The sequence below is a fragment of the Nocardioides sp. Root190 genome, from assembly GCF_001428565.1.
Lineage (GTDB): Bacteria > Actinomycetota > Actinomycetes > Propionibacteriales > Nocardioidaceae > Nocardioides.
This window is the reverse complement of the sequence record NZ_LMIA01000012.1, coordinates 219,403-245,176: the sequence shown is the minus strand read 5'-3', so window position 1 is coordinate 245,176 and position 25,774 is coordinate 219,403. Positions and strand designations below refer to the sequence as shown.

General features: G+C 69.1%; 27 protein-coding genes. 13 read left to right on the top strand and 14 right to left on the bottom strand.

Translation table 11 applies throughout. The annotated features are described in order from the left end of the window. Nucleotides 1-226: 226 nt before the first annotated feature. From ASE01_RS19585 to ASE01_RS24545, 3 genes are all read right to left on the bottom strand, one after another. Nucleotides 227-820, bottom strand: a complete 594-nt coding sequence (locus tag ASE01_RS19585; RefSeq protein ID WP_157537581.1) for a hypothetical protein — start codon at nucleotides 818-820, stop codon at nucleotides 227-229. A gap of 127 nt (nucleotides 821-947) precedes the next feature. Further along, the gene (locus tag ASE01_RS19580; protein WP_056756372.1) at nucleotides 948-1,283 is read right to left on the bottom strand and encodes a hypothetical protein; all 336 of its coding nucleotides are present in this window, start codon (nucleotides 1,281-1,283) and stop codon (nucleotides 948-950) included. Between the two features lie 119 nt (nucleotides 1,284-1,402). Continuing rightward, a complete protein-coding gene (locus ASE01_RS24545) occupies nucleotides 1,403-1,774 on the bottom strand; it encodes a hypothetical protein (RefSeq protein ID WP_157537579.1) in 372 nt (123 codons plus the stop codon). Between the two features lie 85 nt (nucleotides 1,775-1,859). Between ASE01_RS24545 and ASE01_RS19575 the strand changes: the two genes are divergently transcribed. Next, nucleotides 1,860-2,180, top strand: a complete 321-nt coding sequence (locus ASE01_RS19575; protein ID WP_056756370.1) for a hypothetical protein — start codon at nucleotides 1,860-1,862, stop codon at nucleotides 2,178-2,180. Between the two features lie 100 nt (nucleotides 2,181-2,280). Here the strand turns inward: ASE01_RS19575 and ASE01_RS19570 are convergent, their stop codons facing one another. From ASE01_RS19570 to ASE01_RS19540, 7 genes are all read right to left on the bottom strand, one after another. Then, nucleotides 2,281-2,646 carry a DUF2314 domain-containing protein gene (locus ASE01_RS19570; protein ID WP_162260320.1) on the bottom strand — a complete coding sequence of 122 codons (366 nt, stop codon included), beginning with the start codon at nucleotides 2,644-2,646 and terminating at the stop codon, nucleotides 2,281-2,283. 36 nt (nucleotides 2,647-2,682) lie between these two features. Further along, complete coding sequence (locus ASE01_RS19565) at nucleotides 2,683-2,895, bottom strand: hypothetical protein (protein ID WP_056756363.1); 213 nt, start codon at nucleotides 2,893-2,895, stop codon at nucleotides 2,683-2,685. Between the two features lie 87 nt (nucleotides 2,896-2,982). Continuing rightward, nucleotides 2,983-3,234: a hypothetical protein gene (locus ASE01_RS19560; RefSeq protein ID WP_157537575.1), complete on the bottom strand. Its 252-nt coding sequence runs from the start codon at nucleotides 3,232-3,234 to the stop codon at nucleotides 2,983-2,985. 472 nt (nucleotides 3,235-3,706) lie between these two features. Beyond that, nucleotides 3,707-4,647, bottom strand: a 941-nt coding sequence (locus ASE01_RS25605) for a DUF222 domain-containing protein (RefSeq protein ID WP_414858541.1), incomplete at its 3' end; no start/stop codon positions are given. A 533-nt stretch (nucleotides 4,648-5,180) separates the two neighbouring features. Beyond that, nucleotides 5,181-6,743, bottom strand: coding sequence for an AMP-binding protein (locus ASE01_RS19550; RefSeq protein WP_056756351.1), 1,563 nt, complete (start codon nucleotides 6,741-6,743; stop codon nucleotides 5,181-5,183). A 2-nt stretch (nucleotides 6,744-6,745) separates the two neighbouring features. Beyond that, nucleotides 6,746-7,789: an acyl-CoA dehydrogenase family protein gene (locus ASE01_RS19545; protein ID WP_056756348.1), complete on the bottom strand. Its 1,044-nt coding sequence runs from the start codon at nucleotides 7,787-7,789 to the stop codon at nucleotides 6,746-6,748. Between the two features lie 9 nt (nucleotides 7,790-7,798). Continuing rightward, nucleotides 7,799-8,986, bottom strand: coding sequence for an acyl-CoA dehydrogenase family protein (locus ASE01_RS19540; protein WP_056756344.1), 1,188 nt, complete (start codon nucleotides 8,984-8,986; stop codon nucleotides 7,799-7,801). 61 nt (nucleotides 8,987-9,047) lie between these two features. Here ASE01_RS19540 and ASE01_RS19535 point away from each other — a divergent pair, with 61 nt between their 5' ends. The 4 genes from ASE01_RS19535 to ASE01_RS19520 are packed head-to-tail and all read left to right on the top strand — an operon-like array spanning nucleotide 9,048 to nucleotide 12,124. Further along, entirely contained in the window at nucleotides 9,048-10,181 is a 1,134-nt protein-coding gene (locus ASE01_RS19535; RefSeq protein ID WP_056756342.1) for a Rieske 2Fe-2S domain-containing protein, read from the top strand. Nucleotides 10,182-10,190: 9 nt separating this feature from the next. Continuing rightward, nucleotides 10,191-10,493 (top strand): hypothetical protein, encoded by a 303-nt coding sequence (locus ASE01_RS19530; protein ID WP_056756339.1) that lies wholly within the window; start codon nucleotides 10,191-10,193, stop codon nucleotides 10,491-10,493. A 48-nt stretch (nucleotides 10,494-10,541) separates the two neighbouring features. After that, a complete protein-coding gene (locus tag ASE01_RS19525; RefSeq protein ID WP_157537573.1) occupies nucleotides 10,542-11,639 on the top strand; it encodes a ferredoxin--NADP reductase in 1,098 nt (365 codons plus the stop codon). Nucleotides 11,640-11,692: 53 nt separating this feature from the next. Further along, nucleotides 11,693-12,124: an SRPBCC family protein gene (locus tag ASE01_RS19520; RefSeq protein ID WP_056756337.1), complete on the top strand. Its 432-nt coding sequence runs from the start codon at nucleotides 11,693-11,695 to the stop codon at nucleotides 12,122-12,124. 15 nt (nucleotides 12,125-12,139) lie between these two features. On the opposite strand, the gene ASE01_RS19515 is transcribed toward ASE01_RS19520, so the two are convergent. Continuing rightward, a complete protein-coding gene (locus ASE01_RS19515) occupies nucleotides 12,140-14,080 on the bottom strand; it encodes a GMC family oxidoreductase (protein ID WP_056756334.1) in 1,941 nt (646 codons plus the stop codon). 232 nt (nucleotides 14,081-14,312) lie between these two features. On the opposite strand from ASE01_RS19515, the gene ASE01_RS19510 reads away from it, so the two are divergent. Together ASE01_RS19510 and ASE01_RS19505 are read left to right on the top strand one after the other, a co-directional pair. Continuing rightward, a complete protein-coding gene (locus ASE01_RS19510; protein ID WP_056756331.1) occupies nucleotides 14,313-14,516 on the top strand; it encodes a cold-shock protein in 204 nt (67 codons plus the stop codon). 109 nt (nucleotides 14,517-14,625) lie between these two features. Then, nucleotides 14,626-15,234 (top strand): DNA-3-methyladenine glycosylase I, encoded by a 609-nt coding sequence (locus ASE01_RS19505; RefSeq protein ID WP_056756329.1) that lies wholly within the window; start codon nucleotides 14,626-14,628, stop codon nucleotides 15,232-15,234. Between the two features lie 20 nt (nucleotides 15,235-15,254). Here ASE01_RS19505 and ASE01_RS19500 read toward each other — a convergent pair whose 3' ends face one another. Together ASE01_RS19500 and ASE01_RS19495 are read right to left on the bottom strand one after the other, a co-directional pair. Further along, nucleotides 15,255-15,926, bottom strand: coding sequence for an MBL fold metallo-hydrolase (locus ASE01_RS19500; RefSeq protein WP_056756327.1), 672 nt, complete (start codon nucleotides 15,924-15,926; stop codon nucleotides 15,255-15,257). Beyond that, nucleotides 15,923-16,609 carry a maleylpyruvate isomerase family mycothiol-dependent enzyme gene (locus ASE01_RS19495; protein WP_056756325.1) on the bottom strand — a complete coding sequence of 229 codons (687 nt, stop codon included), beginning with the start codon at nucleotides 16,607-16,609 and terminating at the stop codon, nucleotides 15,923-15,925. The genes ASE01_RS19500 and ASE01_RS19495 overlap by 4 nt, the downstream gene beginning before the upstream one ends. A gap of 87 nt (nucleotides 16,610-16,696) precedes the next feature. On the opposite strand from ASE01_RS19495, the gene uvrA reads away from it, so the two are divergent. Genes uvrA through ASE01_RS19480 form a run of 3 tightly spaced genes read left to right on the top strand, consistent with a single transcriptional unit; the run spans nucleotide 16,697 to nucleotide 20,586 of the window. Further along, nucleotides 16,697-19,654, top strand: coding sequence for an excinuclease ABC subunit UvrA (gene uvrA / locus ASE01_RS19490; RefSeq protein WP_414858540.1), 2,958 nt, complete (start codon nucleotides 16,697-16,699; stop codon nucleotides 19,652-19,654). A 33-nt stretch (nucleotides 19,655-19,687) separates the two neighbouring features. Then, a complete protein-coding gene (locus ASE01_RS19485; protein ID WP_056756320.1) occupies nucleotides 19,688-20,173 on the top strand; it encodes a Rieske (2Fe-2S) protein in 486 nt (161 codons plus the stop codon). Continuing rightward, on the top strand, nucleotides 20,170-20,586 hold the full coding sequence (locus ASE01_RS19480; protein ID WP_056756317.1) for a Rieske (2Fe-2S) protein: 417 nt from the start codon (nucleotides 20,170-20,172) through the stop codon (nucleotides 20,584-20,586). The genes ASE01_RS19485 and ASE01_RS19480 overlap by 4 nt, the downstream gene beginning before the upstream one ends. Here the strand turns inward: ASE01_RS19480 and ASE01_RS19475 are convergent. Further along, entirely contained in the window at nucleotides 20,530-21,861 is a 1,332-nt protein-coding gene (locus ASE01_RS19475; protein ID WP_056756313.1) for a hypothetical protein, read from the bottom strand. The two genes, ASE01_RS19480 and ASE01_RS19475, sit on opposite strands and share 57 nt — an antisense overlap. Nucleotides 21,862-21,928: 67 nt before the next feature. Between ASE01_RS19475 and uvrC the strand changes: the two genes are divergently transcribed. The 3 genes from uvrC to ASE01_RS19460 are packed head-to-tail and all read left to right on the top strand — an operon-like array spanning nucleotide 21,929 to nucleotide 25,756. Then, entirely contained in the window at nucleotides 21,929-23,917 is a 1,989-nt protein-coding gene (gene uvrC, locus ASE01_RS19470) for an excinuclease ABC subunit UvrC (protein WP_200958917.1), read from the top strand. Beyond that, nucleotides 23,914-24,792: an RNase adapter RapZ gene (rapZ, locus tag ASE01_RS19465; protein ID WP_414858539.1), complete on the top strand. Its 879-nt coding sequence runs from the start codon at nucleotides 23,914-23,916 to the stop codon at nucleotides 24,790-24,792. Before uvrC ends, rapZ begins: the two co-directional genes overlap by 4 nt. After that, the gene (locus ASE01_RS19460) at nucleotides 24,785-25,756 is read left to right on the top strand and encodes a gluconeogenesis factor YvcK family protein (RefSeq protein ID WP_082606243.1); all 972 of its coding nucleotides are present in this window, start codon (nucleotides 24,785-24,787) and stop codon (nucleotides 25,754-25,756) included. Before rapZ ends, ASE01_RS19460 begins: the two co-directional genes overlap by 8 nt. Nucleotides 25,757-25,774 lie beyond the last annotated feature (18 nt).

Sequence of the window (25,774 nt, the reverse complement as noted above, 5' to 3'; positions counted from 1 at the left end):
AGTGGGTCCCATCCGCCAATGCTCACCTGTCCAAGCGTGCCCGATGGGTCTCACATTGGCAGGTGTCGACACCACATCGTGCTCCAGATGTCGGTGAACCGCGCTCCGGCAGGATCGAGCACTGACAGCGGCATCGTCGGGCGGATCGCTCCACCAGAGCCCGGTCGGGCGCTCCCGCATGTACCGGGCGGATCAGCCTCGCTCAGCGTCATCTTGCGCCATCGGGCTAGCGGTCTCCCGTATCGATCAGATTCGCGCCACACGAGGTAACCGCTCGGCGGAGGTCGGCCTCCGCGCGGCGAACGCGATCCTCGCCCCACAGCAGAATCCGGCGCTGGGTTTGCGGACCCACAAGCAGGCGGGTCGTTGGCCAGTTAGTTCGATCGACTGAGAGAGTCGGCCAGTCGGGGATACGTCTCCGCAACAACAGGCGCTTCCATGTCATGGTGCCATCCAGGTCTAGGCGGGTGATCTCTGCGCACGAAAAGCGCCTGAGCACCCTTTGCCCGCGACAGACCATCAGCGTTCCGTCGCTTACGACATACGAGATGCGTCCCGGCCCAAGCAGCCACCACAGCGAAGTGACGCCGCACATCAAGAAGGCACACGGCAGGATGAGGACGAGGAGCCCGAGGTAGGCAGTCAGGGGATCCAACTCGCCTGTGGCAGTGGCTATCGTCGCAAGGACTATCCAGACCGGGAAGAACCTCGTCGACCAGAAGACCGCACCGGCCCAAGCGAACTGACTGTCCGGCCCAATCCTGAGGTCTGCACCGTCGTATCGGTCGAAGACAGCAGGGAAACCGCCAGGGTCAGCCATGCTTGGCAGCCTAGTCAGACGAACCGTCCGGTGCCTCCGAAACCGGATGTGCTCGTGGGTGCTTCGCCCCAACAGCGGCATGGTCGGGCGTTCCGTCCCGACAGCGGTGCGGGCGTTGCGTACCGGGTTACTCCGCCAGGTCGGCAGGTCGGTCCTTCGCTGGTCTGCGCCGGGTGCGAGCCAATGGGCGAACCGAGCCTTCGAACAAAGTGATGGCCGAGAATGCCGCCACGTGGTTGTGAGTGATGCGTTGCCCCGCCATCGGCAGCGGGTATTCAGGTATCTCGTACCAGGCTGCGATCGTCTCGACCTGCAGTCGCTCTTTCTCGGACATGGTGCGCGCTCGCTCAGCGAGCGCATCCTCGCCGTAGTCCCAGAGAGCGGACGCAACCAGTTGCTTCGGGATGTGGGCGCTGAATCTCGGGCGTGGCCTCAGGAGCTTCCTGAGCGACATCGCCTGCATAGGCGAAGTATGGCGCGGTCGCCTCTCAGCGGCATGGTCGGGCGTTCAGGTACGGGTCCCGTGCTGCGTTTCTGAGTTCTGCGCTGTTCGATGGGATGCCGCTCCTTGGCGGCGGGGACCTAGCAGTGCTGCTGAATCACGACCAAGACAGCGCGGCTCTCATTGCGGAACTCTCGGATCTCGAACGAGGTCATCGGGTCGGCTCGGGCAGCCCAGTAGTTGGTGACCTCGGCGATGAGTCCTTCTCGGTCGCGGCCCGCATGCTCGTGGGCATCGCCGCCGTCAATATGCATGATCCGGACTTCGGGACGATCGAAAAGCCTTCGTGCCGCACGCGGCGCGAGAGGTCCCTGTCCGCGAGCGCGCCAGGTCACACCGTCAGGGTCTGTCCAAGTCTTCTGATGAGCGACCTGCGGAACGTTGAAACTCGCCCCCTCGGCAAGCTGAGGCATCGCTGCGTCGCAGGCATCTCGATGCGATCGCTCGGTCATGACTACAAGTATCCCTCGGTGGACTTCCAGCGCCTGCTGACAGCGCCCAGCGGTTCGCGTGCGGCTGAGGGGAGAAGATTGATCCATGGCGCGCCGACTCATGTTCGTTCAACTGAAGACCGGCTTCGACATCGATCGAGGCCCGTCATGGATCGGCTGGGTCGAGTTCAACGGCTCCTGGAACACCGCGCGATACCGAGGCCGCGAGCTTCGCAAGTCCGGTGGCCGACGAGATTCCAACTTCTACGACGTCGACACGCGCGAGGACTTCTGGCTATCTGGTCCGAAGCGCGATCGATCAGACACCCGCTACGGCCCAAGCACTACCTCGGTCGACGGCGACGCTCGTGAGGCCTACGAGGAGTTCCTCGCCGGCGCACCGCTGCCAGGCCGGGAAACAGGCTGAACAGTCGTCGAGACACACCATCCGCGGCATGGTCGGGCGTTCCGCTCCGACAGCGGCATGGTCGGGCGCTTGCGCTCCGACAGCGGCAGAGTCGGGCGGATCAGCCTCGACGAGACGCTTGGCGTTTCAGCAGCATCTTGCGAAGTGGGCCGAGCCGCATGAAGTCGATGACGTTCTCTGGTCCAAACTCGATGAGGTCGCCATAGGCGGGTGCCGACAGCGACATGGGGTCGTTGACCAGCCTTCCGAGGTACCTGTCTTCGAGCACCCGCGTGACCTCGACAAACATCCGCTCGGGGGACTCGCCCTCGCGTGCGCTTGCACCGGGTTCGAAGATCAGTTTGGCCAGCCAGCCGCGCTTGAGCGACTCCCGTTCGACCCGACTTGGAATGAGGAAGTCCTCGGGTTCCTCGCGATTTCGCTCCACGGCGCTGGCCAATCGAAACGCACGGTCCGGATCAGTCATGGGGGAACAGTTGCACAGCGGCATGGGCGAGCGGTGTCACTCCCAGCCGAACATCGCGATGACCTCGTCTCCGAGCAGGTCTCGCGCACGGGTCCTGTCCGCTGCCGCCACTTGGTTAAGGACGTAGGCGACATCTTCGAGTGCACGCATGTCGTCGTCGGCCGTCGCATCGTCCGGACGGTTCTCGATGAACAGGACAAGGTCACGAAGCGCCTCGGCTAACAACCTCGGTAAAGCGTCTTCGGGCACGAACCAACGATACGTCAACTCGACCGCTCCTCGGCACGACAGCGCGAACTCGGCAGGACCGATCGTGGCGAGCGGCGCCCATAGTTTTCAGTCGAAGGGCTCGTCGTGCCAGCGCCACCTCGCGGTAGTGCCGTCCGTGTGGAGGAGATACTCAGGAACCACAATGCCGTCGGGGTTCAAGAGGACCGTGACACTGCGGACCTTCCCATAGAGCCGATCGGCCTCATTCCAATCGTCGGTCTCGATGGCTCGCTCGTTCGCCTCGAACTCTGAAATGAGGAGGTCGGCGTGCTCGTCCCATACGGGACCCGCGACGACGTTGGCTTCGATCCAGGGCATGCCTACGGACCGAACGATCAGTTGAGCAATCAGTTGGCCATCCCGGCTTTGGAGGCGCCACATCGACGTCGGAGGATCAACCACCTACGCATCGTCTCAGGACGCACCGACGACGCTCGCTCATCGGCAGATCCGGGCGGATCGGCGCTGTGAATCTGGGTGCTGTCAGGCGGCGTCGTCGAGGACGAGGTTGATGGTGTGGAACCCGATCTCGGGGCGTGGTCGTGGCCGCTCGCGGGGTGTCGTGAGCTTGCGGGTTCCGGTGTTGTCGACGAGGTAGTGGGCCCCGTGGGGATCTCGCCAGATGATGATCCCGGGGAAGGGTTGTCGACACTCCCAGCGTTGGCCGTCTTCGTGGTGGTGGGTCTTGATCCGGTGGTGGGTGCGGGTCATCGGTCCGAGGTTCCCGGGCTCGGTCTTCCCGCCTTCGGAGTAGGGGAGGTTGTGGTCGAGGTCGACCCGACGGGTGGTNCGGTGGTGGGTGCGGGTCATCGGTCCGAGGTTCCCGGGCTCGGTCTTCCCGCCTTCGGAGTAGGGGAGGTTGTGGTCGAGGTCGACCCGACGGGTGGTGTTCGCCGCGTAGGGGAAGATGTCGCCGCCGTGGATGAGGTGGACGGCTTGTCGCATCGCGTTGGGGATCTCGTAGGCGTCGACGGGTGCCTGGTTGGCGAGGTTGATGACCGGCAGGACGGTGACCTGCCCGGTGACGTGGCCGGTGACGTGGGCGATCATCTGCCTCGCCCAGGCGATGGTGACGGGTCCGTGGTCTTCCATGCGGGCGATCTCGGAGTCGGGGGTCAGGTGCAGATCGATCCTGACCTTGGGCTTGATGGGTCCGACTGCGAGGTCGAGGTGGGCGTCGGGGTTGGTCATGATCGCGAACGCGGCGAGCTTGCGTTCACGCAGATCAACCGCAGGCATCGTGTCTTCCAACGCCTTCGCGACTGCGGTGATGGCGATGTCGGTGGCCATCAGGGTCGTGATGTGGTCGCGGATGGTCAGGGTCGCGACACCGTGCTTGTTGATCCGGGTCATCCGGATCCCCCGCTCCAACGCCGCGGCACGCTCTTTGGTCTGTGCGAGGTCGGGGGACGCGGCGGCGACCTTGCCGTCCAGGACCGCAAGGAACCGGGACCACGCCAGACGCCCGTCGGTGATCTCGTGGACCTCGCCATCGACCCACGCTGCTTGAGCTTCGGTGAGTTCCCGGGTCGCTTCGGCGACGCGGCGGGCGTGCCCGGCACGGGTGGTCCCTGCCTTCAACCCTGCGGCGAGTCGGGGGAGGCGGTGGTGGATGTCGACGGCGTCCGCGATGAGTTTCTTCGCCCCATAGGGAGAGGTCTGGATGCGGGCTGCGAACGCTGAGGCGGCGTACTCGGTGATCAGCGGTGTCCCGACCGCACCGGCCGGCATTGAGCGGTCGCGGGCTCGTTTCGACACCGACGCGGACCTGTCGGGGTGGTGCAGCATCGCCCACTGGTACGCGGCCGCCATGAGGTTGCGCTCAGCCTGCAAGCGGTGGGCGTGCTCGGACTCGGCGTAGTCCAGGACGTCGGTCCTGGACATCTGCTCGAGCACCGGCGTGTTCATACGGGTATTGGACCAGAGGGGTCCGACTGAAAGGGGCACTAACGAACAGGGCTGTGGAAAGCGCCCGCCCCAGGGCCCGTTGTGGATGGGGAGTGGCTGGTTCCGGCACCGGGTCACCGGGTCTCGAGACGGCCGCGGGCGGCCTCCTCGACCAACGGTCGGTCACCGGGTCTCGAGACGGCCGCGGGCGGCCTCCTCGACCAACGGTCCGTCACCGGGTCTCGAGACGGCCGCGGGCGGCCTCCTCGACCAACGGTAGGTCACCTGGTCTCGAGACGGCCGCGGGCGGCCTCCTCGACCAACGGTCCGTCACCGGGTCTCGAGACGGTCGCTGCGCGACCTCCTCGACCAACGGATCAGCCGTACGACGTCCCGCGGGCCGCCCGCACCCACGCGGTGCCCGGCGCCGGAACGCCCGCGGCCGCCAGCGACCTCTTGAGCACCTTGTTGGTGGCGGTGCGCGGGAGCGTGTCGACGACCTGCACGTAGCGCGGCCAGGCCTTGCCGGACAGGTCGGCCTGGGCGGACAGGAAGGCCTCCAGGTCGACAGGGGTGAGCTCGGAGCGCAGGACGAGGGCGCAGGCGACCTGGTCGCCGACCTTGTCGTCGGGGACCGCGTACACGGCGGCCTCTGAGACTGCAGGATGGCGCAGCAGCACGCGTTCGATGGGTGCGGCCGCGAGGTTCTCGCCGTCGACCCGGAGCCAGTCGCCCGTGCGGCCGGCGAAGTAGACCCAGCCGTCGGCGTCGCGGTAGGCGAGGTCGCCGGACCAGTACATCCCGCCCCGCATCCGGTCGGCCTCGGCGTCGTCGTCCTTGTAGTAGCCGGCGAAGGCGCCGGCGCCGGCGGTGTTGACCAGCTCGCCGATCGCCTCGTCGGGGTTCGTCAGCCGCCCGGTGGCGTCGAACACCGCGTCGGGTGTCTCGTCGTGCGAGTCCGACGAGAGCACCTTGATGCCGTCGAGCGGCATGCCGAGGCTGCCGGCTGGCATCCCCGGTCGGCGCTGGACGATGACGGCGTTCTCCGTGGAGGAGTAGGAGTCCACGACGTCGCAGCCGAACCTGGTCGCGAAGGCGGTGATGTCGCGCTCGTTCGCCTCGTTGCCGAACATCAGGCGCAACGGGTTGTCCGCATCGTCGGGTCGTTCTGGCGTCTCGAGGATGTAGGTGAGCGGCTTGCCGACGTAGTTGGCGTACGTCGCGGCGTACCTCCGCACGTCGGGCAGGAAGCCGGAGGCGCTGAACTTCCGGGCGAGGGCGACGGTCGACCCGGTCGCCAGCGCCGGCGCCCAGCCGGCCATCACGGCGTTGGAGTGGAACAGCGGCATGGCGACGTAGGCGACGTCCTGCGTCTCGGCCGCGCTCAGCCCGAACCGTTCGCCGAGCAGGGTGCCGGGTCCGGCGATCTTCTGGTGGGTCACCCGGACGGCCTTGGGATCACCGGAGGTGCCGGAGGTGAAGATCAACATGAGCAGGTCGTCGGGCTCCGCCTCCCCGTCAGGTACGACGTCCGCCGCATGCGCCGCCAGCAGTGCTGCCCAGCGTTCGCCGTCGATCTCCAGCACGGGCACCGGCAGGTCGTCGGGCAGGAGATGGCGCAGGTCCGCAGACGTGAGCACCAGCTGGACATCGGTGCGCGCCACGTCACCGGCCAGGGCGGCTCCGCGACGGGTGCTGTTGAGGCCGACGACGACCTGGCCGTGCAGCGCCGCACCGCCGAGGACGAGGAGGAACTCCGGCACGTTGTCGAGCAGCACGGCGACGTGTGCCGGTCGCTGGGGATCCAGCAACGAGGACACGGCCGCGCCGACGGTGTTGCTCTGTGCCACCACCTCGGCCCACGACCACGACCGGTCCTCGAAGAGGAGGCCCGGTCGTGGGTCGTCGGCACGTGCGAGCAGGTGCTCGCGGACGGTCATGGTCAGGCGAAGGAGCGGCCGATGGCCAGCGCCTGCTCGGTGGCTCCTCCGAAGAGGAACTCGAAGCGCTTGCCGGTGGTGAAGTAGCGGTGCGCCTCCCCGTCGAGGTCGATGCCGACGCCACCGTGGACGTGCACGGTCGTGTGCGCGAGGCGGTGTCCGGCATCGGCGGCCCAGAGCTTGGCGGTCGCCACCTCGGTCGCGGCGGGCAACCCCTCCTGCAGTCGCCACACGGCCTGCCAGAGCGTCAGGCGCTGGCCCAGGACGTCGATGAACCCGTCGGCGAGGCGCTGCGAGACCGCCTGGAAGGTGCCGATCGGTCGCCCGAACTGCTCGCGGGTCTTGGCGTACTCGGCGGTGAGCCGCAGCGCGCCCTCGGTGACCCCGACCTGCTCGGCCGCCGCGAGCGTGACCAACAGGTGGCCGAGCCGCTCGGCGACGTCCGCGCCACCGATCCGGGTGGAGGGTGCTCCGGTGAGGGTCACGAGTGCGGCGACGTCGCCGTCGCTCGTCTTCTGGGCGATGCGGTCCACGCCGTCGGCGGTGACCTCGACGAGGAAGACGCCGGGTCCGTCGGGTCCGGTCGCGGTCACGAGGAGCGCGTCGGCAGACATCCCGGCCCGCACGAGCGTCTTCACGCCGGTGAGGGCGCCGGACGCGTCAGCGGCGACGGTCGGGGCGGCGGGCAGGTGGGCGCGTTCCTCGGCCACGGCGGCGGCGTACAACCGGTCGCCGACGTCGACACCTTGCTCGGCGAGCACCGCGGTGACGGCGCCGTGGACCGCGAGCGGGACCGGGGCCACGCGTTTGCCGACCTCGACCAGCACCCGAGCGAGCTCGATCAGGCCGAGACCGGCCCCGCCCTGCTCCTCGGGGAGGTGCAGGGTCAGGAGCCCGGCGTCGGACAGGTCAGCCCACAGGTCGCGGTCGAAGCGGTCGCCACCGGCCTCGACCTGCTTGAGCCGGTCGTTGGCCGTCTTGTCGCCCAGGATCCGGGCGGCGAGCTCGGCGGCCTCGTCCTGCTCGGGAGTGAAGAGGAAGTCCATGTCGTCGCCTTACCGCTTGGCGGCCGGGAGGCCGAGTCCGATGTAGCCGATGATGTCGCGCTGGATCTCGTTGGTGCCGCCGCCGAAGGTCATCACCAGGGCGGAGCGGTAGTACCTCTCGAGACGCCCGGCCAGGACGGCGCCGGGGGAGTCGCCGGTGACGCCGGCGTTCGGCCCGACGATCTCCATCAGCGAGCGGTAGATCTCGGTCGCGAGCTCGGAGCCGTAGATCTTCGTCGCCGATGCCTCGGCGGGGGAGAGCGCCACGCCGTGGTCGGCGTCCGCCGCGAGCTTCCAGTTGACGAGCGTGAGGGCCTCGATCCGGGCGTGCGCGCGGCCGAGCGCGATCTGCACCCACTCCGTGTCGATGACGCGGGAGCCGTCGGCCTCGAGCGTCTCGGCGGCCCAGTCCTTGACCAGCTTGAGCGAGAGCTGGAGCGGCGCGGCGGACGTCAGCGCGACCCGCTCGTGGTTGAGCTGGTTGGTCATCAGCGCCCAGCCGCCGCCGCGCTCGCTGATCAGGTTGCTGGCGGGCACGCGCACGTCGGAGTAGTACGTCGCCGACGTACCGACGCCGGCGACGGTGTGCACGGGCGTGTAGGACACCCCGGGAGCGTCCGCGGGCACCAGGATCATCGAGAGGCCCTTGTGGCGCGACGCGTCCGGCTCGGTGCGCACCGCGAGCCAGAGCCAGTCGGCGTACTGGATGAGCGAGGTCCACATCTTCTGGCCGTTGATGACCCACTCGTCGCCCTCGAGCGTCGCCTTCGTCTTCAGCGAGGCCAGGTCGGTGCCGGAGCCGGGCTCGGAGTAGCCGATCGAGAAGTGCAGGTCACCGGCGAGGATCTTGGGGAGGAAGTACTCCTTCTGCTCCTCGCTGCCGAAGCGCATGATCGTCGGACCGACGGTGTTGAGCGTCAGGTAGGGGATCGGTACGCCGGCGTTGGCGGCCGCGTCGGTGAAGATGAGCTGTTCGACCATCGACCGGGCCTGGCCACCGTACTCCTTGGGCCAGCCGATCCCGAGCCACCCGTCGCTCCCGATCTGGCGGATGACGTCGCGGTAGACGCCCGCCTCGCCGAACTCTCCGGTCGCCGAGGCGAGCCCGGCGCGGATCTCGGGGGTGACGAGCTGCGCGAAGTACTCGCGGAGCTCCTCGCGCAGCGCTACCTGCTGCGGCTCCAGGTCGATGTGCATCGGGTCTCCTCGAAGGGCTGGGTTGTTGTCAGCCTAACGCCAAAACTGTAACGTGTTCTACATGACCGACTCGCGACTTCTGGATCAGGGCACCGCGCCGAACCGCTACGCCCGCGGTTGGCACTGCCTCGGCCTCGCCGAGGGCTTCCGTGACGGCAAGCCGCACGCGATCCAGGGGTTCGAGACGAAGCTCGTCGTCTGGCAGGACTCGAAGGGTGAGCTCAACGTCCTCGACGGGTACTGCCGTCACATGGGCGGTGACCTGACCCAGGGTGAGGTCAAGGGCGACGAGATCGCCTGCCCGTTCCACGACTGGCGCTGGGGCGGCGACGGCAAGTGCAAGCAGATCCCCTACGCGCGGCGGGTCCCGCTGCGCGCGCGCACCCAGCGGTACGAGACGGCGATCGTCAACGACCAGCTCTTCATCTGGCACGACCCGGAGGGCTCGGCGGCCGATCGCGACATCCTGCCGCTGCAGCTGCCCGGTCTGGACGAGGGCCTCTACACCGACTGGGTGTGGAACGCCGAGCACATCGAGGGCTCCAACTGTCGTGAGCTGATCGACAACGTCGTGGACATGGCGCACTTCTACTACGTGCACTTCTCGTTCCCGACGAGCTTCCGCAACGTCTTCGAAGGTCACGTCGCGACCCAGTTCATGGAGTCCAAGGGCCGCCCGGACAAGGCCGGCGGCTACGGCTCCGCCGAGCTGTTCCTCAAGTCCGAGGCGACGTACTACGGACCGTCGTACATGATCAACTGGCTCGACGTCGACTACAAGGGCTTCGAGACCGAGGTCGTCCTGATCAACACCCACATCCCGACCAGCCAGGACTCGTTCCTGCTGCAGTATGGCATCACGGTGAAGAAGCCCGAGGGCATGGACGACGCCACGGCCAACTTCATCGCCGAGAAGTACGCCGAGATGTTCGGCTCGGGCTTCCTCCAGGACGTGCACATCTGGAAGAACAAGGTGCCGGTCCAGAACCCTCTGCTGTGCGAGGAGGACGGCCCGGTCTACCAGCTGCGTCGCTGGTACGAGCAGTTCTACGTCGACGCCGCCGACATCGTCCCCGAGATGGTGGACCGCTTCGAGTTCGAGGTCGACACCACCAAGGCCAACGAGTTCTGGCAGGCGGAGGTGGCGGACAACCTCGCCAAGATGGCCGCCGACGGCGAGTCCGTCGGGCACTGAGGTCCCGCGATGGCGTCCTTCGTCCCCACCAGTCCCGACACCACCGAGGACCAGCGTCTCTACACCGAGGCGCGCCTCGTGGAGGTCGCCTGCCTCGACTGTCTCGCGAAGGTGCGGGTCAAGAAGAACAGCGAGCACCAGACCTCCGTGCAGTGGAGCTCGGACGCCCAGGGTGATTGTCAAGAGTTCCAGCGACGAGGGCAGCAGCCCGGAAGGCGGGACGTGCACAAGCCGTGCCCGCGCATGATGGCTAGCATCGACGACGCAGTTCGGGCCGGAGAAGTCCCGATCGGTGCGTTCGACGGCTACTGATCGCCTGTCAGCAGCCCAGCTCAGCAGCACAGTCTTGTAGGGAGTTTCGTGGACATCGAGTCCTTCGTTCTGGATGTCGTCGGTGTGGTCGAGGAGACCGCCGACGCCAAGTCGATCAGCTTCGCCGTGCCCGCCGGCGCGGAGGAGAGGTTCGACTACAAGCCCGGCCAGTTCCTGACGGTCGCGGTCCCCAGCGACCAGACCGGGATCGCCGCGCGGTGCTACTCGCTCTCGAGCAGCCCGCACGACGGAGGTCCGCTCACCGTCACCGTGAAGCGCACTGCTGAGGGCTTCGCGTCCAACTGGATCTGCGACAACCTCTCGGTCGGCGACACGCTGCGCGTGCTGCCTCCGTCGGGCATCTTCACCCCCGCCTCGATCGACGCCGACCTGCTGCTCCTGGCCGGCGGCTCGGGGGTCACGCCGATCATGTCGATCACCCGGACCGCGCTCGCGCACGGCAAGGGTCGCATCGTGGTGTTCTACGCGAACCGGGACGAGACGTCGGTGATCTTCGCCGACGAGTTCACCCGTCTCGCAGCCGAGAACCCCGACCGCCTGCAGGTCATCCACTGGCTCGAGTCGGTGCAGGGCCTGCCCAACGAGGAGCAGATGAAGGCGTTCTGCAGCCAGTACGGCGGCTTCGACTCCTTCGTGTGTGGTCCGGCGCCCTTCATGAAGATGGTCACCACCGTCCTGAAGAACCTCGAGATCCCGCGCAGCCTGCGCCACCAGGAGAAGTTCGTCTCCCTCGGCGGCAACCCCTTCGGCGACCTCGCCGAGCTCCAGCAGGCCGAGGAGGAGATCGCCCTCGCCGAGTCCGACGAGGACGGCTCCGCCGCCGACGTGTTCGCCGACGCCCCCGCTGGCCCGGTCAAGCTCGAGGTCGAGCTGGACGGCGACGAGTTCACCTTCGACGACTGGGACCCGCGCACCAAGCTGCTCGACTTCCTCGAGAGCAAGGGCGTCAAGGCGCCGTACTCCTGCCGCGAGGGAGAGTGCTCCGCCTGCGCCATCCGCCTGCTCGAGGGCGACGTCAAGATGCTGCACAACGACGTGCTCGACAAGGACGACCTCGACGAGGGCATCCGCCTCGGCTGCCAGGCAGTGCCGCTCACGGACACGGTCAAGGTCACCTACTCCTGACCGCTGCCCACGCGGCCCGGTGTGTCCACCCGCGGACCGGGTAACGCACGGGCATGCCTACCGTCGAACGCACGATCACCGTCGACCGCCCCGTCGAAGCCGTCTGGGCCTACCTCACCGACTTCTGCACGACCGAGCAGTGGGACCCGCCGACGGTGTCGACCGAGCGCACCTCGGGTGACGGGGGAGTCGGCACGACCTACCACAACGTCTCCAAGCTCCTCGGCCGCGAGGCGGAGGTCGACTACGAGGTCGTCCGCTTCGAGCCGTACGACGTCTTCGAGCTCACCGGAGAAGGCAACGGGGTCAGCCTGCGGGACACGATCACGTTCGAGGCGGGGCAGGGGACCACGACGGTCACCTATCGCGCCGAGTTCTCGCCGCACGGCGCGGCCAAGCTGGCGAACCCGGTCATCGCCGGTGGGATCCAGGTGCTGGGGTCCAAGGTCGCCGACAGCCTCGAGGAGCACCTGCTCAAGCTCTGACACCGGGTGGTCGCGTCAGGCGAGCTTCCCGGCCAGCCGGGTCGCGATCATGTGCGCGATCGACTCGATCGATATCATCGGGTTGACCCCTGACGCCGTGGGGAAGCAGGACGCGTCGGCGACGTAGAGGCCCGGCACGTCCCAGGTCTGCCCGTTCGGGTCCACGGCGGAGTTGGCGGCCGAGCCGCCCATCCGGGCGCTGCCCATGATGTGCAGGGCGGCGATCGCCATCGTCGCGGGCGCAGCGCCGGCCGTGCGCAGATCCTTCTCGAAGGTGTCGATCGAGCCTCGCTTGCCGGGCTCGTAGCTCACCGTGCGGTGGTGGGTGGAGGCGATCCAGTTCGCACCGGCGGCCTCCGCGATGCGCGCGCCGCCGACGAGTCCCTGGATGAGGTGGTCGGTGTCGCCCGGTGAGAGCTGGTAGCGGACGACCGGCTCACCGTCGCGACCGATGCGGACGGTGCCGCCCGGGTCGCGGTCCCGAACGATCAGTGCCACGCCGAGGGTGTGCTCCAGCTCCACCATCCGCCGACGGAAGTCCGCGGCGCCACGCCAGTTGACGAACCCGGTGCCGAAGCCCGGAGTGAGTGGCGCCGTCTCGTAGAGGACGCCGTAGCCGTTGCCGTCGAGATCGGTCATCTTGTCGACGTACCGGCTCTGCATGGCACCGACCCATCCGTCGACCGGCTCCTCCATCCGGCCCCAGACCGCGGTCGCGGGATGGAGGCGGAGGTAGCGACCGACATTGGGGTTGGTGAGACCGCTGCGCTGCAGCAGGGCAGGAGTCTGGATGGAGCCCGCCGCCACGACGATCGCGCGGGCCCGGACGGTGACGTGGTGGCCGCCGGACGTGACGCCCTCGACCCCCGTCGCCCGGCCGAAGCTCGTCGTGACGGTGCGGACCGTGACGTCGGTGCAGACCCGGCCACCGGCTGCCGCCGCGTCCTCGAGCCAGGTCTTCGCGGTCGACTGCTTCGCACCGATCCGGCAGCCCATGCCGCACCGGCCGCACTCGATGTCCTGGTCGCAGCCCAGGACGTTGCGGGGCATGGCCTCGACGTCCCAGCCCAGTGCCCGGGCGCCGCGTTCGAGGATCGCATCGCGGGGAGCAGCCTTGTCGTGGTCGGTGTTGACCCCCAGCCGATTGCAGACCGCGTCCATGGAGGCGGTGTACTCCTCCGTCGCGAACTGGGTCGCTCCGATCGAGGCCCACTCCTCGCGAACGTGGTCCGGTGTGCGGAAGGACGTCGTGTAGTTCACGACCGTGCCGCCTCCCAAGCCGCGACCCGCGACCAGCGCGACCTGGCCCTCCGTCGTCATCTGGGGGCTCAGTGTGTACAGGTCGAGGAAGCCGGTCTCCTCGCCGCCGTCGAAGTGGCGCTCGTCGTGCTGCCCGCCGGCCTCGAGCACGACGACGTCGAGCCCGGCCGCTGCCAGGACGCCTGCCGCCGTACCCCCGCCGGCACCGGAGCCGACGATCACGACGTCACAGGTGAGGGTCGTGTCCCGCGCGATCGGCAGGGGGGTGATGACCGGGGCGGGGGCGTCCGTGCGCGCACCGAGCGGGCCGGGATAACCCATCTCGTCCCAGACTGCTGCGCCGCCCGTCATGTAGTAGGGGAACAGCGACGCGGTCTTGAGTCCCTGGAACAGCGCGCGCTTCGCGCCGACCGAGGAGTCCGACAAGGACAGCAGGACCTGCTCGCGCTCGACCTGGCTGAGATCGGAGAAGCGCCGGGGCCTCCCGGTCAGCGCGAGACCCAGCGACCGCGTGTCCCACAGGTCCAGGAGGCCCTTGAGCTGGCGGACCTCGCCGACACGCGGATTGGTTGCCGCGATCTTCAGGGCCAGCTCGTGGGAGCCCACCTCGGTCGGTGAGGGGACTCCGTCGCCGCCTGTGGCGAACGTGTCGGCGATGAGTCCCATCGCCCTGACCTGCCGCGCTGAGAAGGACATGCGTGGACTCTAGGGGTTCGGATGCGCTCACGGGAGGGACGCGGTGGTAGCGTTGGTGTTGTTGAAGGGGCTCGTGTTCCACGGTCCTCCCGAACCCGGCCTGAAAAGGCTGGATCCGGTTCACTGTTGTAGCTCCACCTGGTCAATCCTCGAGGCGCGGTATTCAGTTGGTTTCAGCCCGCGTCGGCGCAGTGCCGTCGCGGCTCGCAGGACAGACACAAGGAGCAAGAAAATGGCAGTTGGCACCGTGAAGTGGTTCAACGACACCAAGGGCTTCGGCTTCATCGCCCAGGACGGTGGCGACGGCGACGTCTTCGTTCACCACACCGGCATCGCGGGCTCGGGTTTCAAGACCCTCGCCGAGGAGCAGCGCGTGGAGTTCGACGTCACCCAGGGCCCGAAGGGCCTGCAGGCGGAGAACGTCCGCGCGATCTGATCGCCTGCCCGTCAGGGCATCTGTGTACGACGGCCTCGCGGCCCTGCCGCGAGGCCGTCGGCCATTTCCCCTCGCGCACGGTGTCGGTGGGCTCTGGGAGGCTTCGGCCATGAGCATCGCCGTGCCGGGTCCCGATGGGCTCCCTCGCTGTCCCTGGGCCGTGAGCGCTCCTGAGTTCCCCGCCTACCACGACGCCGAGTGGGGCTTCCCGGTCGTCGACGACGTGCGGTTGTTCGAGAAGGTCAGCCTCGAGGGCTTCCAGTCGGGCCTGAGCTGGCGCACGATCCTGGTGAAGCGTCCCGCCTTCCGCGCGGCCTTCGCGGACTTCGACCTGCAGGCCGTCGCCGGCTACGACGAGGCCGACGTCCAGCGACTCCTCGGTGACGCGGGCATCGTGCGGCATCGGGGCAAGATCGAGGCCGTCGTCACCAACGCCGGGCGGGCGATCGACCTGATCGCGGAGCGCGGCTCCCTCGCGGCGTACTTCTGGACCTTCGAGCCGTCTCTCGACGAGCTGGGGGAGCCCCAGACCCTCACGACCACTCCCGCCGCGATCGCCCTGTCGAAGGACCTGAGGAAGCGAGGCTGGAAGTTCGTTGGCCCGACCACCGCCTTCGCGTTCATGCAGGCGATGGGGTTGGTGAACGACCACGTCGTCGGGTGCGTGACCCGAGAGCAGGTGGCGAAGGCGCGGGCTGCGTTCACGCCACCGGCCTAGGTCGGCTTCGGTCCCTCCGGCTACCAGCCGCGTTCGCGCCACTCCGCCACGTGCGGCCGCTGCTCGCCCAGGGTCGAGTCGTTGCCGTGCCCGGGGTAGAACCACGTGTCGTCACCCAGCGTGCCGAAGATCTTCGCCTCGACGTCGTTGACCAGGCTGACGAAGGCGTCGGCATCGCCGAAGGTGTTGCCGACGCCTCCCGGGAAGAGGGAGTCGCCGGTGAAGAGGTGGGCCGTGCCAGCGGGGTCGCGGTGGACCAGGCAGATCGAACCGGGGGTGTGGCCGGTGATCCGGATGACCTCGAGCTCGCAGGCACCGACGTTGACGACGTCGCCGTCCGAGACGCGGCGGTCGACGGGCACGCCGGTCTGCTCGGTGATCGCGTCGGCGTCGGGCTCGCCGGCGACCACGATCGCGCCGGTCGCCTCCCGCACCGCCGCCAGCGCGCGGTGGTGGTCCCAGTGCTGGTGGGTCGTGACCACGGAGGTCAACCCGGCGGAGCCGATCAGCGGGAGCAGGGTGTCGGGGGAGTCCGCGGCGTCGATCAGGACCTGGTCGCCCGTGGCGTTGCACCGCAGGAGGTAGCAGTTGTTCGACATCTTGTCGTCGACGGCGACCTTGGTGATTGTCAGCGTCGAGAGTTCGCGTACGTCGGCGGCGCCGCCCGGCGTCACCTCTCCGGTGTAGCTCATCGGCCCTCCAAGGTCGGCAACGTTCCTTCGGTGCTGGACAGTACTGGTCCCGGGTCGCGGCCAGTCGCCCACCACGCGAGGGCGCCCAGCGGTCCACTCACGGTCGGCGAGTCGGCGCCGGTGTCGCCGAACGACCAGCGCGCGTCGTGATCGGTGGCCACGACGTGGATGCCGGGGCCGCGGTACTGCCGGGAGTCGTTCTTCAGGAAGGACCTGGCCGTCTCGGTCGGCCAGTCGGCGGCGGTGTAGCCCGCGTCGAGGTCGGCGTGGTGGATCTCGACCTCCCGCAGCCTCAGGAAGGGAACGGCGTCTGCCGGCATCACCCGGCCGCCCGGAGTCCGTTCGAAGGTGGCGCCCCGGGGCACTGCGCCCGCCGCGGCCAGCGCTGCGTCGAAGAGCTCCGCCGACGAGCGCAACCTCTCCTGCACCTCGGCTGGACCGGCGTGCGCGAGCTCGTCGATGTCGTCGTCACGGCTCGCGTCGGAGGCGTACATCGTCGTCGGCACGCCGTCCGCGATGCCGCGCAGCACACCGGCGAGCCCCTCCGCGTTGAGCGCCAGGTGGGCGATGACGTGGGCACGGCTCCACCCGGTGCAGTGGCTGGCACCGGTCCAGTCGGGGTGGGGAAGGGCGTCGACCGTGGCGAGCAGGCGCCCGGTGGCGGCCTCGAGTTCGGAAGTCACCTCCCCATCATGCCCGCGAAACGGTGACTGTCGGCGCCGGGTGAGAGGGTGGATCCCGGGCGTGGGGGCTTGTCTCCGCGACGTACCATGGCGAACGTTTGTTCGAACTCGACACACAGCAAGGGACCGGTCGTGCAGGAGCAGTTGATCATCCGAGGGGCGCGCGAGCACAACCTCAAGGACGTCTCGATCGACCTTCCCAGGGACTCCCTGATCGTCTTCACAGGGCTCTCCGGTTCGGGGAAGTCGAGCCTGGCGTTCGACACGATCTTCGCGGAGGGCCAGCGCCGCTACGTCGAGTCGCTGTCGGCCTACGCGCGCCAGTTCCTCGGGCAGATGGACAAGCCCGACGTCGACTTCATCGAGGGCCTCTCGCCGGCGGTGTCGATCGACCAGAAGTCCACCTCGAAGAACCCGCGCTCCACCGTCGGCACGATCACCGAGGTCTACGACTACCTCCGCCTCCTCTACGCCCGCGCCGGGCGCGCGCACTGCCCGACCTGCGGTGCCCCGATCGAGCGGCAGACCCCTCAACAGATCGTCGACCGGATGCTCGACCTCGAGGAGGGCACCCGTTTCCAGGTCCTGGCCCCCGTCGTGCGCGGTCGCAAGGGCGAGTACGTCGAGCTCTTCCGCCAGCTCCAGTCGCAGGGCTTCTCCCGGGCCCGGGTCGACGGCGAGACACACAACCTCGACACCCCCCCGACGCTGGACAAGAAGCTCAAGCACAGCATCGACGTCGTGATCGACCGGCTCGCGGTCAAGTCCTCCGCCAAGCGGCGTCTGACGGACTCGGTCGAGACCGCCCTCGGCCTGGCCGGCGGGCTGGTCGTCTTCGACATGGTCGACACCGGCCAGGAGCTGAAGTTCTCCGAGAAGATGGCGTGCCCCAACGAGCACGCGATCGAGACCGACGACCTCGAGCCCCGCTCGTTCTCCTTCAACTCACCCTTCGGTGCCTGCCCGTCCTGCGTCGGCCTCGGCACCCGGATGGAGGTCGACCCCGAGCTGGTCGTCCCCGACGAGACCGCGACCCTCGCCGAGGGTGCCCTGCAGCCCTGGAGCCACGCGCACGTCGCCGACTACTTCGGCCGGCTGCTGATCGCGCTCGGGGAGGAGCTGGGCTTCGACGTCGACACCCCGTGGGAGCAGCTGTCCGCGAAGTCGCAGAAGGCGATCCTCGAGGGCCACTCGACCAAGGTCCACGTCGTCACCAAGAACCGCTACGGCCGCGAGCGCTCCTACTACGCCGAGTTCGAGGGCGTCCGCAAGTACGTCGAGCGTCGTCACCGCGAGGCCGAGAGCGACACCAGCAGGGAGCGCTTCGAGGGCTTCATGCGCGAGGTGCCCTGCCCGGTCTGCGCCGGGAGTCGGCTCAAGCCGGTCTCGATGTCGGTGACCCTCGGCGCTCGTGAGGCCGGTGGCAAGAACATCGCCGAGGTCTGCGCGCTGCCGATCAACGAGGCCGCCGCCTACCTCAGCGACCTCGACCTGTCCTCCCGGGAGCGCCAGATCGGTGAGCGGGTGCTCAAGGAGATCCAGGAGCGGCTCAACTTCCTGCTCGACGTCGGGCTCGACTACCTCTCGCTGGACCGTCCCTCGGGGTCACTCTCCGGTGGCGAGGCGCAGCGGATCCGGCTCGCCACCCAGATCGGTGCCGGGCTGGTCGGCGTCCTCTACGTCCTGGACGAGCCCTCCATCGGCCTGCACCAGCGCGACAACCAGAAGCTGATCGAGACCCTGGTCCGGCTCAAGGACCTCGGCAACACCCTGATCGTCGTCGAGCACGACGAGGACACCATCAAGGTCGCCGACTGGGTCGTCGACATCGGCCCCGGCGCCGGCGAGCACGGCGGACAGGTGGTCCATTCCGGCACGGTGAAGGGGCTCCTCGAGCACCCGGACTCGCTGACCGGGCAGTACCTCTCCGGTCGCCGCGAGATCCCCGTCCCGGAGGTACGCCGTCCGCGGACCGCCGGTCGCGAGCTCACCGTCCACGGCGCCCGCGAGCACAACCTCCAGGACGTCGACGTCAGCTTCCCGCTCGGCGTCTTCTGTGCGGTGACCGGGGTCTCCGGCTCCGGGAAGTCCACGCTGGTCAACGACATCCTCTACACCTCGCTCGCCAAGCAGATCTACAACGCCCGGGCGATTCCGGGTCGGCACCAGAAGATCACCGGCCTCGACCACGTCGACAAGGTCATCCACGTCGACCAGTCACCGATCGGTCGGACCCCGCGCTCCAACCCGGCGACGTACACCGGCGTCTTCGACCACGTGCGCAAGCTGTTCGCGCAGACGCCCGAGGCGAAGATGCGTGGCTACCAGCAGGGCCGTTTCTCCTTCAACGTCAAGGGCGGACGCTGCGAGGCCTGCGCCGGTGACGGAACCATCAAGATCGAGATGAACTTCCTGCCGGACGTCTACGTCCCGTGCGAGGTCTGCCACGGCGCCCGCTACAACCGCGAGACGCTCGAGGTCCATTACAAGGGCAAGACCATCGCGGAGATCCTCGACATGCCGATCGAGGAGGCGCTCGAGTTCTTCGGAGCGGTCCCGGCGATCGCGCGGCACATGAAGACGCTCGTCGAGGTGGGTCTCGGCTACGTCCGGCTGGGGCAGCCGGCGACGACCCTGTCCGGCGGCGAGGCCCAGCGCGTCAAGCTGGCCGCCGAGCTCCAGAAGAGGTCGACCGGGCGCACCGTCTACGTCCTGGACGAGCCGACCACCGGCCTGCACTTCGAGGACATCCGCAAGCTCCTCGGCGTGCTGTCGAGCCTGGTCGACAAGGGCAATACGGTGCTGGTGATCGAGCACAACCTCGATGTCATCAAGACCGCGGACTGGATCATCGACATGGGACCCGAGGGTGGATCGCGGGGTGGCACGGTGCTGGCCGAGGGCACGCCCGAGGACATCGCTGCGGTCGCGTCGAGCTACACGGGGCAGTTCCTCAAGCCGATGCTCGCCGGTCGCGGAGCCGCTCAACCGACCACGCCGAAGAAGCGCACCCGGAAGAAGGCCGCGGCCACATCCAGGTCATAGCCACTCCTCAGGAAGGGCCCGTAGCCTGACGCCATGACAGCCCCCCTCAGCAGGCGCGGTGCCCTGACCGGAGCAGCAACCCTCGGCGTCGGAGTCCCCCTCCTCGCCGCGTGCGGCGACGACGGTGGTTCCTCGGCGGCAGACCCGGCAACGAGCTCGCCGACGGCCCCGGCCACCTCCACCTCGCCCACGGCGGCAGAGACGACCACTGCGGCCACCGGTGCTCCTGCGGGCGACGGGCTGGTGGCGACCTCGGAGGTCCCCGTCGGCGGTGGCGTGATCCTCAAGGACGCCTCCCTCGTGGTGACCCAGCCCTCGGAGGGGGAGTTCAAGGCGTTCTCCGCGCTCTGCACCCACCAGGGCTGCCTGGTCACCTCGGTCAGCGACAACTCGATCGCCTGCGCGTGCCACGGCAGCAGCTTCTCCGCCGAGGACGGCGCCGTGAAGGGTGGCCCCGCTCCGTCGGCACTGGCCGAGGTCGCCGTGACCGTCAGCGGCGACCAGGTGGTCAAGGCATGAGCGGGCCGCTCGTCAACCGCCGGATCGTCTTCTCGGGTCTCGGCGCGCTCGGTGTGGCCGCAGCCCTCGCCGGTTGCGCCGGGAGCGACTCGGGCGACGACGGCGCGAGCGCCGAGGTCGATGCCGGCGCCGAGCTCGCCTCGACCAGCGAGATCCCGGTCGGCGGCGGTCTGATCCTGACGGCCGAGAAGATCGTCATCACCCAGCCCGTGGAGGGCACCTTCCGCGCCTTCACGGCCGTCTGCACGCACCAGAGCCTGACGGTGACCTCGGTGGCCGACGGCAAGATCCTCTGCGCCAACCACGGCTCGTCCTACTCCGCCGACAGCGGCGAGGTCGAGGGCGGACCGGCGCCCTCAGCGCTCAGCAAGGTCGAGATCGACGTGAGCGGCGACAAGATCCTCGCTGCCTGACCGCAGGGCGGACTCCCGCCAGCGGCGGTCACGCACCGCCGGTCGACGGTCCAGGCGCGCGTCCAGCAGGGCGCGCGCCTCGTCGTACCGACCGGCTCGCAGGAGTGCGGCGATCCGGGTCTCCTCGACGAGCTCGCGCTGGGCGTCGGAACCACCGAGGCGCCAGCAGTGCGGGGTCAGCTCCGCGAGGCGGTCGGCGCCCTCGCTCCAGCGCCCTCGGGTCAGCAGCCGCAGCGCGCCGGCGAGGGGAGCGAGGACCTCGCGGTGGGTCGGGTTCGGGTTGCGGGCGCTCCAGGCGCCCAGCCGCTCCAGGCCCGCGTCGTCGCCCACGGCGAGCAGGGCCACCGCCGAGTGCATCCCGAGGAAGGCCGTGGCCGGTTCCTCGAGGACGTGTCGACCAGTCAGCGCGACGACCTCGTCCATGGCTGGTGCGTCCACGCCGTCGGGCGTGAGCGCCCACCGGAACAGCAGGGAGCCGGTGTCGACCAGCGCCCGGCAGCCGACCGCGTGCCGCGGTTGGAGCTGGGTCTCGTAGCGACGTCGTACGGCGTCGAGGTCGCCGAGCGAGAGCTCGTGCAGCGCCGCGTGCCAGGCGAAGTGGGTGATGCTGTCGGTCGCCGCGCCCTCACCCACGACCCAGTCGTCCATCCAGGCCAGGCCTGCCGCGTGGTCGCCGGTCTCGTAGTGCGCGTGGGCCCGGGCGTGGGCCGCGTGGCCGCCGGACGGCTCGACGAGCAGGGAGCGGCACGCGAGGTCCATCGCGTCGTCGAAACGTCGTTGCTCCTGACGGACGAAGGCGAGCAGGCCGTTGATCCAGGGATCGTCGCCGTACGCCGGTGCGGCCTGCTCGACGATGTTCCATGCCTGCTCCGGGACCTCGGTGACCCCGGCGAACGCGATCGTCGGCATCGCGACGGAGAGCAGCACCGCGTCGAGCGGGTACGCCGCCACGTGGGCCACGAGGGGGAGGGAGTCGCCCTGCAGGTGACGCTGCACGGCGTGCACGTGGCTGCGCTCGCGTTCGGTGGCCCGTCCGGCGTGGAGCCGCGCGTCGACCAGCCGGGACTCGATGTCGACCTGCACGCACATCTCGTGGCCCAGCAGCGCGAGGGTCGCGTGACCGATGGCGAACGTAGGGTCGAGCGCGACGGAGGAGGCGATCCTCCCCGCCGCACCGGCGCGCAGTCGCAGGAGGTCGCCGACGCCGTCGCGGTAGGCCTCGGCGGCCTGGCGACTGGTGGTGAGTGGATACCCGTAGAGGTCACGACAACCCATAGGTCGAGTATGTCACGTGACATTGCCCGATATGAGGGTGTCGGTGCATCTCCGTAGGCTGGCGCACGTGTCACCCGCCCTGAGCTATCGGCCCGAGCCCGGCTCGATCCCGACCCAGCCGGGGGTCTACCGGTTCCGTGACGCGAAGGGCCGGGTCGTCTACGTCGGCAAGGCCAAGAACCTCCGGTCCCGGCTGTCGTCGTACTTCCAGGACATCGGCAACCTCCACCAGCGCACCGCGACGATGGTGACGACGGCGCGGTCGGTGGAGTGGACGGTCGTCAAGACCGAGGTCGAGGCGTTGCAGCTGGAGTACTCCTGGATCAAGGAGTACGACCCGCGCTTCAACGTGAAGTACCGCGACGACAAGTCCTACCCCTGGCTGGCCGTCACGGTCTCCGAGGAGTTCCCGCGGGTGATGGTGGGTCGCGGCGCCAAGCGCAAGGGCACCCGCTACTTCGGTCCCTACGGCCACGCCTGGGCGATCCGCGAGACCGTCGACATCCTGCTCCGCGTGTTCCCGATGCGCTCGTGCAGCAACGGCGTCTTCAAGCGGTCGGGCCAGATCGGCAGGCCCTGCCTGCTCGGCTACATCGACAAGTGCGCCGCCCCCTGCGTGGGCAACGTGTCACCCGACGAGCACCGCGAGATCGTCGAGGACTTCTGCGACTTCATGGCCGGGCGGACCAAGCAGTTCACCAAGCGCATCGAGCAGGAGATGTACGCCGCCTCCGATGCCCTGGACTTCGAGAAGGCCGCGCGGCTGCGCGATGACCTCGGCGCGATGAACAAGGCGCTGGAGAAGCAGGCCGTGGTCCTCAGCGACGGCTCGGACGCTGACGTCATCGCCCTCGCCGAGGACCCGCTCGAGGTCGCGGTGCAGGTGTTCTACGTGCGTGGCGGCCGGATCCGCGGTCAGCGCGGCTGGGTGGCCGACCGCACCGACGACGGCGACACCTCGGCACTGGTCGAGGACTTCCTGCTCCAGCTGTACGCCGGCGTGGCTCCCGAGGACGCTCGCGACGCGGTGCCGCGGGAGATCCTCGTGCCCGAGCTGCCGCCCGAGAGTGCGACCTTCGAGCAGCTGCTGTCCGACCTGCGCGGGTCCCGCGTGGAGATCCGGGTCCCGCAGCGGGGCGACAAGAAGGCGCTCCAGGAGACGGTCGGGCGCAACGCCACGGAGTCGCTGGTGCTGCACAAGACCAGGCGCGCCAGCGACCTGACCACCCGCAACCGTGCGCTCGCCGAGATCGCGGAGGCACTCGAGCTCGACGAGGCGCCGCTGCGGATCGAGTGCTACGACGTCTCCCACATGCAGGGCACCGAGATCGTCGCGTCGATGGTCGTGTTCGAGGACGGGCTGTCACGCAAGGGGGAGTACCGCCGGTTCGTGATCCGCGACCAGGAGGGCTCCGACGACGTCGCCGCGATGCACGAGGTGATCACCCGGCGGTTCAAGCGGCTCCTCGACGAGCAGGCGCGCTCGGAGCTCAAGCCCGGCGACCCCGAGACCGGCTCCGGCCCGATGCTGATCGACCCCGACACCGGCCGGCCACGCAAGTTCGCCTACGCGCCGGGGTTGGTGGTCGTCGACGGCGGAGCCCCGCAGGTCGCCGCGGCCCAGCGCGCCCTCGACGAGCTCGGCATCGACGACATCCCCGTCTGCGGGCTGGCGAAGCGCCTCGAGGAGGTCTGGGTCGTCGGTCCCGACGGCCGCGTCGCCGAGGATCCCGTGATCCTCCCGCGCACGTCCGAGGGCCTCTACCTCCTGCAGCGCGTGCGGGACGAGGCGCACCGCTTCGCGATCGCGCACCACCGCAACCGGCGGTCCAAGTCGATGGTCGAGAGCGTGCTCGACGGGGTCCCGGGTCTGGGAGAGGTGCGCCGCAAGACACTGCTGCGCCACTTCGGCTCGCTCCGCAAGCTCCGGGCCGCGACGGTGGAGGAGATCGCTGCGGTGCCCGGGGTCGGCCCCCGGACGGCCCAGTCGATCAAGGACGCGCTGGCGCAGGACGACACCGGGGCAGCCGGCCGACGCAAGGCTGCACCACAATGACGACCATGACCGAGAGCACGCCTGGACAGCTCGTCGTCGTCACCGGCATGACCGGTGCCGGACGCAGCACTGCCGCGAAGGAGCTCGAGGACCTCGGCTACTTCGTGGTCGACAACCTCCCGCCCACCCTGCTGGCCGACGTCGTCCGTCTCGTCGACGAGAGCCACGGCCCGGCGCAGCCGGTCGCCGTCGTGGTCGACGTCCGGTCGGGCTCCTTCTTCCAGGGGCTGAGCAGCGCCCTCGCCCACGGGGCCACCGGACGTGACACGAGCCTGGTGTTCCTGGACGCCACGGACGAGGTGCTCGTGCGGCGCCAGGAGGCAGCGCGCCGACCGCATCCGCTGCAGCAGGGCGGCCGGTTGCTGGACGGCCTCCAGCGGGAGCGGGTGGTGCTCGCCGACCTGCGCTCCGAGGCCGACCTGGTGATCGACACCAGCAGCCTCAACGTCCACCAGCTGACCGACCGGATCGCCGAGTCCTTCGGGACCGCCGAGACCGCGCGGCTGCGGGTCACGGTGATCAGCTTCGGCTTCAAGTACGGCATCCCGGTCGACGCCGACTACCTCGCCGACATGAGGTTCCTCCCCAACCCGCACTGGGTGCCCGAGCTCCGGCCGCGCACCGGCCAGGACGGCGAGGTCTCGGCCTACGTGATGGCCCGTCCGGGGGCCGAGGAGTTCCTGGACTCCTACGTCCCCCTGCTCGCCGGTGTCGCGGAGGGCTACCTGCGCGAGGGCAAGAGGTTCATGCGGGTGGCCATCGGGTGCACCGGCGGCAAGCACCGCAGCGTGGCGATGAGCGAGGAGATCCCCCGTCGTCTCGCCGAGCTGGGCCACGTCGCCCGCGTGATCCACCGCGACCTCGGTCGTGAATGAGCTGAGGGCACAGGCCGTCGTCGCCCTGGGAGGCGGCCACGGACTGCACGCATCACTGAGCGCCCTGCGTCACCTCCTCGACGACCTCACCGTGGACGAGCTCACCGCAGTCGTGACGGTCGCCGACAACGGCGGCTCGTCCGGCCGGCTCCGTGGCGAGTTCGGCGTCCTGCCGCCGGGGGACCTGCGGATGGCCCTGGCCGCGCTCTGCGGAGACGACGAGTGGGGCGACACCTGGGCCCGGGTGCTCCAGCACCGGTTCGAGGGCGACGGCGAGATGAGGGGCCACGTCGTCGGCAACCTGCTGATCGTCGGCCTGTGGGAGCTGCTCGGCGACCACGTCGACGCGCTCGACCTGGTGGGGCGGCTGCTCGGCGCCCGCGGCCGGGTGCTGCCCATGGCGCTGGCACCGATGGACATCACCGCCGAGGTGCGCGGCCTCGTCGCGACCGATCCGGACCTGCTGACCACCGTGCGGGGCCAGGTCGAGGTCGCCACCACGGACGGCGTGATCGCCTCGATCGCCCTGGAGCCTGCCCGCCCCGAGGTGAGCCCGGCCGTGGTCCAGGCGATCACCGAGGCCGACTGGGCCGTGCTCGGGCCCGGGTCCTGGTTCAGCTCGGTCCTGCCGCACCTGCTGGTGCCCGCCCTGCGTGAGGCCCTGGTCAGCACGGACGCCCGCCTCGTCGTCGTACTCAATCTCGAGGAGCAGGCAGGCGAGACCGGCGGGTTCGGCCCGGCCGACCACCTCGCCGTCCTGGCGGAGCACGCGCCCGACCTCGCCATCCACACCGTCCTGGCTGATCGCACGTCGGTCGGCACCGGCCTCACCGAGCTCGACGAGATGTGTCGCGTGCTCGGAGCGCGGCTGGTCCTCGACGACGTCGCCGCCGACGACGGCACCCCGCGGCACGATCCGCTCAAGCTCGCAGCGGCCTACGGGCGGATCTTCGCCGCGGGCTGACCCGGGAACGGGCACATC

What these genes read in the sequence shown, in the direction of transcription:
- ASE01_RS19475 (WP_056756313.1), bottom strand. Translation starts at nt 21,861, where the DNA reads ATGGGTTGTCGTGACCTCTACGGGTATCCACTCACCACCAGTCGCCAG.
- ASE01_RS19545 (WP_056756348.1), bottom strand. Translation starts at nt 7,789, where the DNA reads ATGGACTTCCTCTTCACTCCCGAGCAGGACGAGGCCGCCGAGCTCGCC.
- ASE01_RS19570 (WP_162260320.1), bottom strand. Translation starts at nt 2,646, where the DNA reads ATGACTGATCCGGACCGTGCGTTTCGATTGGCCAGCGCCGTGGAGCGA.
- ASE01_RS19510 (WP_056756331.1), top strand. Translation starts at nt 14,313, where the DNA reads ATGGCAGTTGGCACCGTGAAGTGGTTCAACGACACCAAGGGCTTCGGC.
- ASE01_RS19485 (WP_056756320.1), top strand. Translation starts at nt 19,688, where the DNA reads ATGACAGCCCCCCTCAGCAGGCGCGGTGCCCTGACCGGAGCAGCAACC.
- ASE01_RS19585 (WP_157537581.1), bottom strand. Translation starts at nt 820, where the DNA reads ATGGCTGACCCTGGCGGTTTCCCTGCTGTCTTCGACCGATACGACGGT.
- rapZ (WP_414858539.1), top strand. Translation starts at nt 23,914, where the DNA reads ATGACGACCATGACCGAGAGCACGCCTGGACAGCTCGTCGTCGTCACC.
- ASE01_RS19530 (WP_056756339.1), top strand. Translation starts at nt 10,191, where the DNA reads ATGGCGTCCTTCGTCCCCACCAGTCCCGACACCACCGAGGACCAGCGT.
- ASE01_RS19480 (WP_056756317.1), top strand. Translation starts at nt 20,170, where the DNA reads ATGAGCGGGCCGCTCGTCAACCGCCGGATCGTCTTCTCGGGTCTCGGC.
- ASE01_RS24545 (WP_157537579.1), bottom strand. Translation starts at nt 1,774, where the DNA reads ATGACCGAGCGATCGCATCGAGATGCCTGCGACGCAGCGATGCCTCAG.
- ASE01_RS19560 (WP_157537575.1), bottom strand. Translation starts at nt 3,234, where the DNA reads ATGCCCTGGATCGAAGCCAACGTCGTCGCGGGTCCCGTATGGGACGAG.
- ASE01_RS19500 (WP_056756327.1), bottom strand. Translation starts at nt 15,926, where the DNA reads ATGAGCTACACCGGAGAGGTGACGCCGGGCGGCGCCGCCGACGTACGC.
- ASE01_RS19535 (WP_056756342.1), top strand. Translation starts at nt 9,048, where the DNA reads ATGACCGACTCGCGACTTCTGGATCAGGGCACCGCGCCGAACCGCTAC.
- ASE01_RS19550 (WP_056756351.1), bottom strand. Translation starts at nt 6,743, where the DNA reads ATGACCGTCCGCGAGCACCTGCTCGCACGTGCCGACGACCCACGACCG.
- ASE01_RS19505 (WP_056756329.1), top strand. Translation starts at nt 14,626, where the DNA reads ATGAGCATCGCCGTGCCGGGTCCCGATGGGCTCCCTCGCTGTCCCTGG.
- ASE01_RS19520 (WP_056756337.1), top strand. Translation starts at nt 11,693, where the DNA reads ATGCCTACCGTCGAACGCACGATCACCGTCGACCGCCCCGTCGAAGCC.
- ASE01_RS19575 (WP_056756370.1), top strand. Translation starts at nt 1,860, where the DNA reads ATGGCGCGCCGACTCATGTTCGTTCAACTGAAGACCGGCTTCGACATC.
- ASE01_RS19540 (WP_056756344.1), bottom strand. Translation starts at nt 8,986, where the DNA reads ATGCACATCGACCTGGAGCCGCAGCAGGTAGCGCTGCGCGAGGAGCTC.
- uvrA (WP_414858540.1), top strand. Translation starts at nt 16,697, where the DNA reads ATGGCGAACGTTTGTTCGAACTCGACACACAGCAAGGGACCGGTCGTG.
- ASE01_RS19580 (WP_056756372.1), bottom strand. Translation starts at nt 1,283, where the DNA reads ATGCAGGCGATGTCGCTCAGGAAGCTCCTGAGGCCACGCCCGAGATTC.
- ASE01_RS19515 (WP_056756334.1), bottom strand. Translation starts at nt 14,080, where the DNA reads ATGTCCTTCTCAGCGCGGCAGGTCAGGGCGATGGGACTCATCGCCGAC.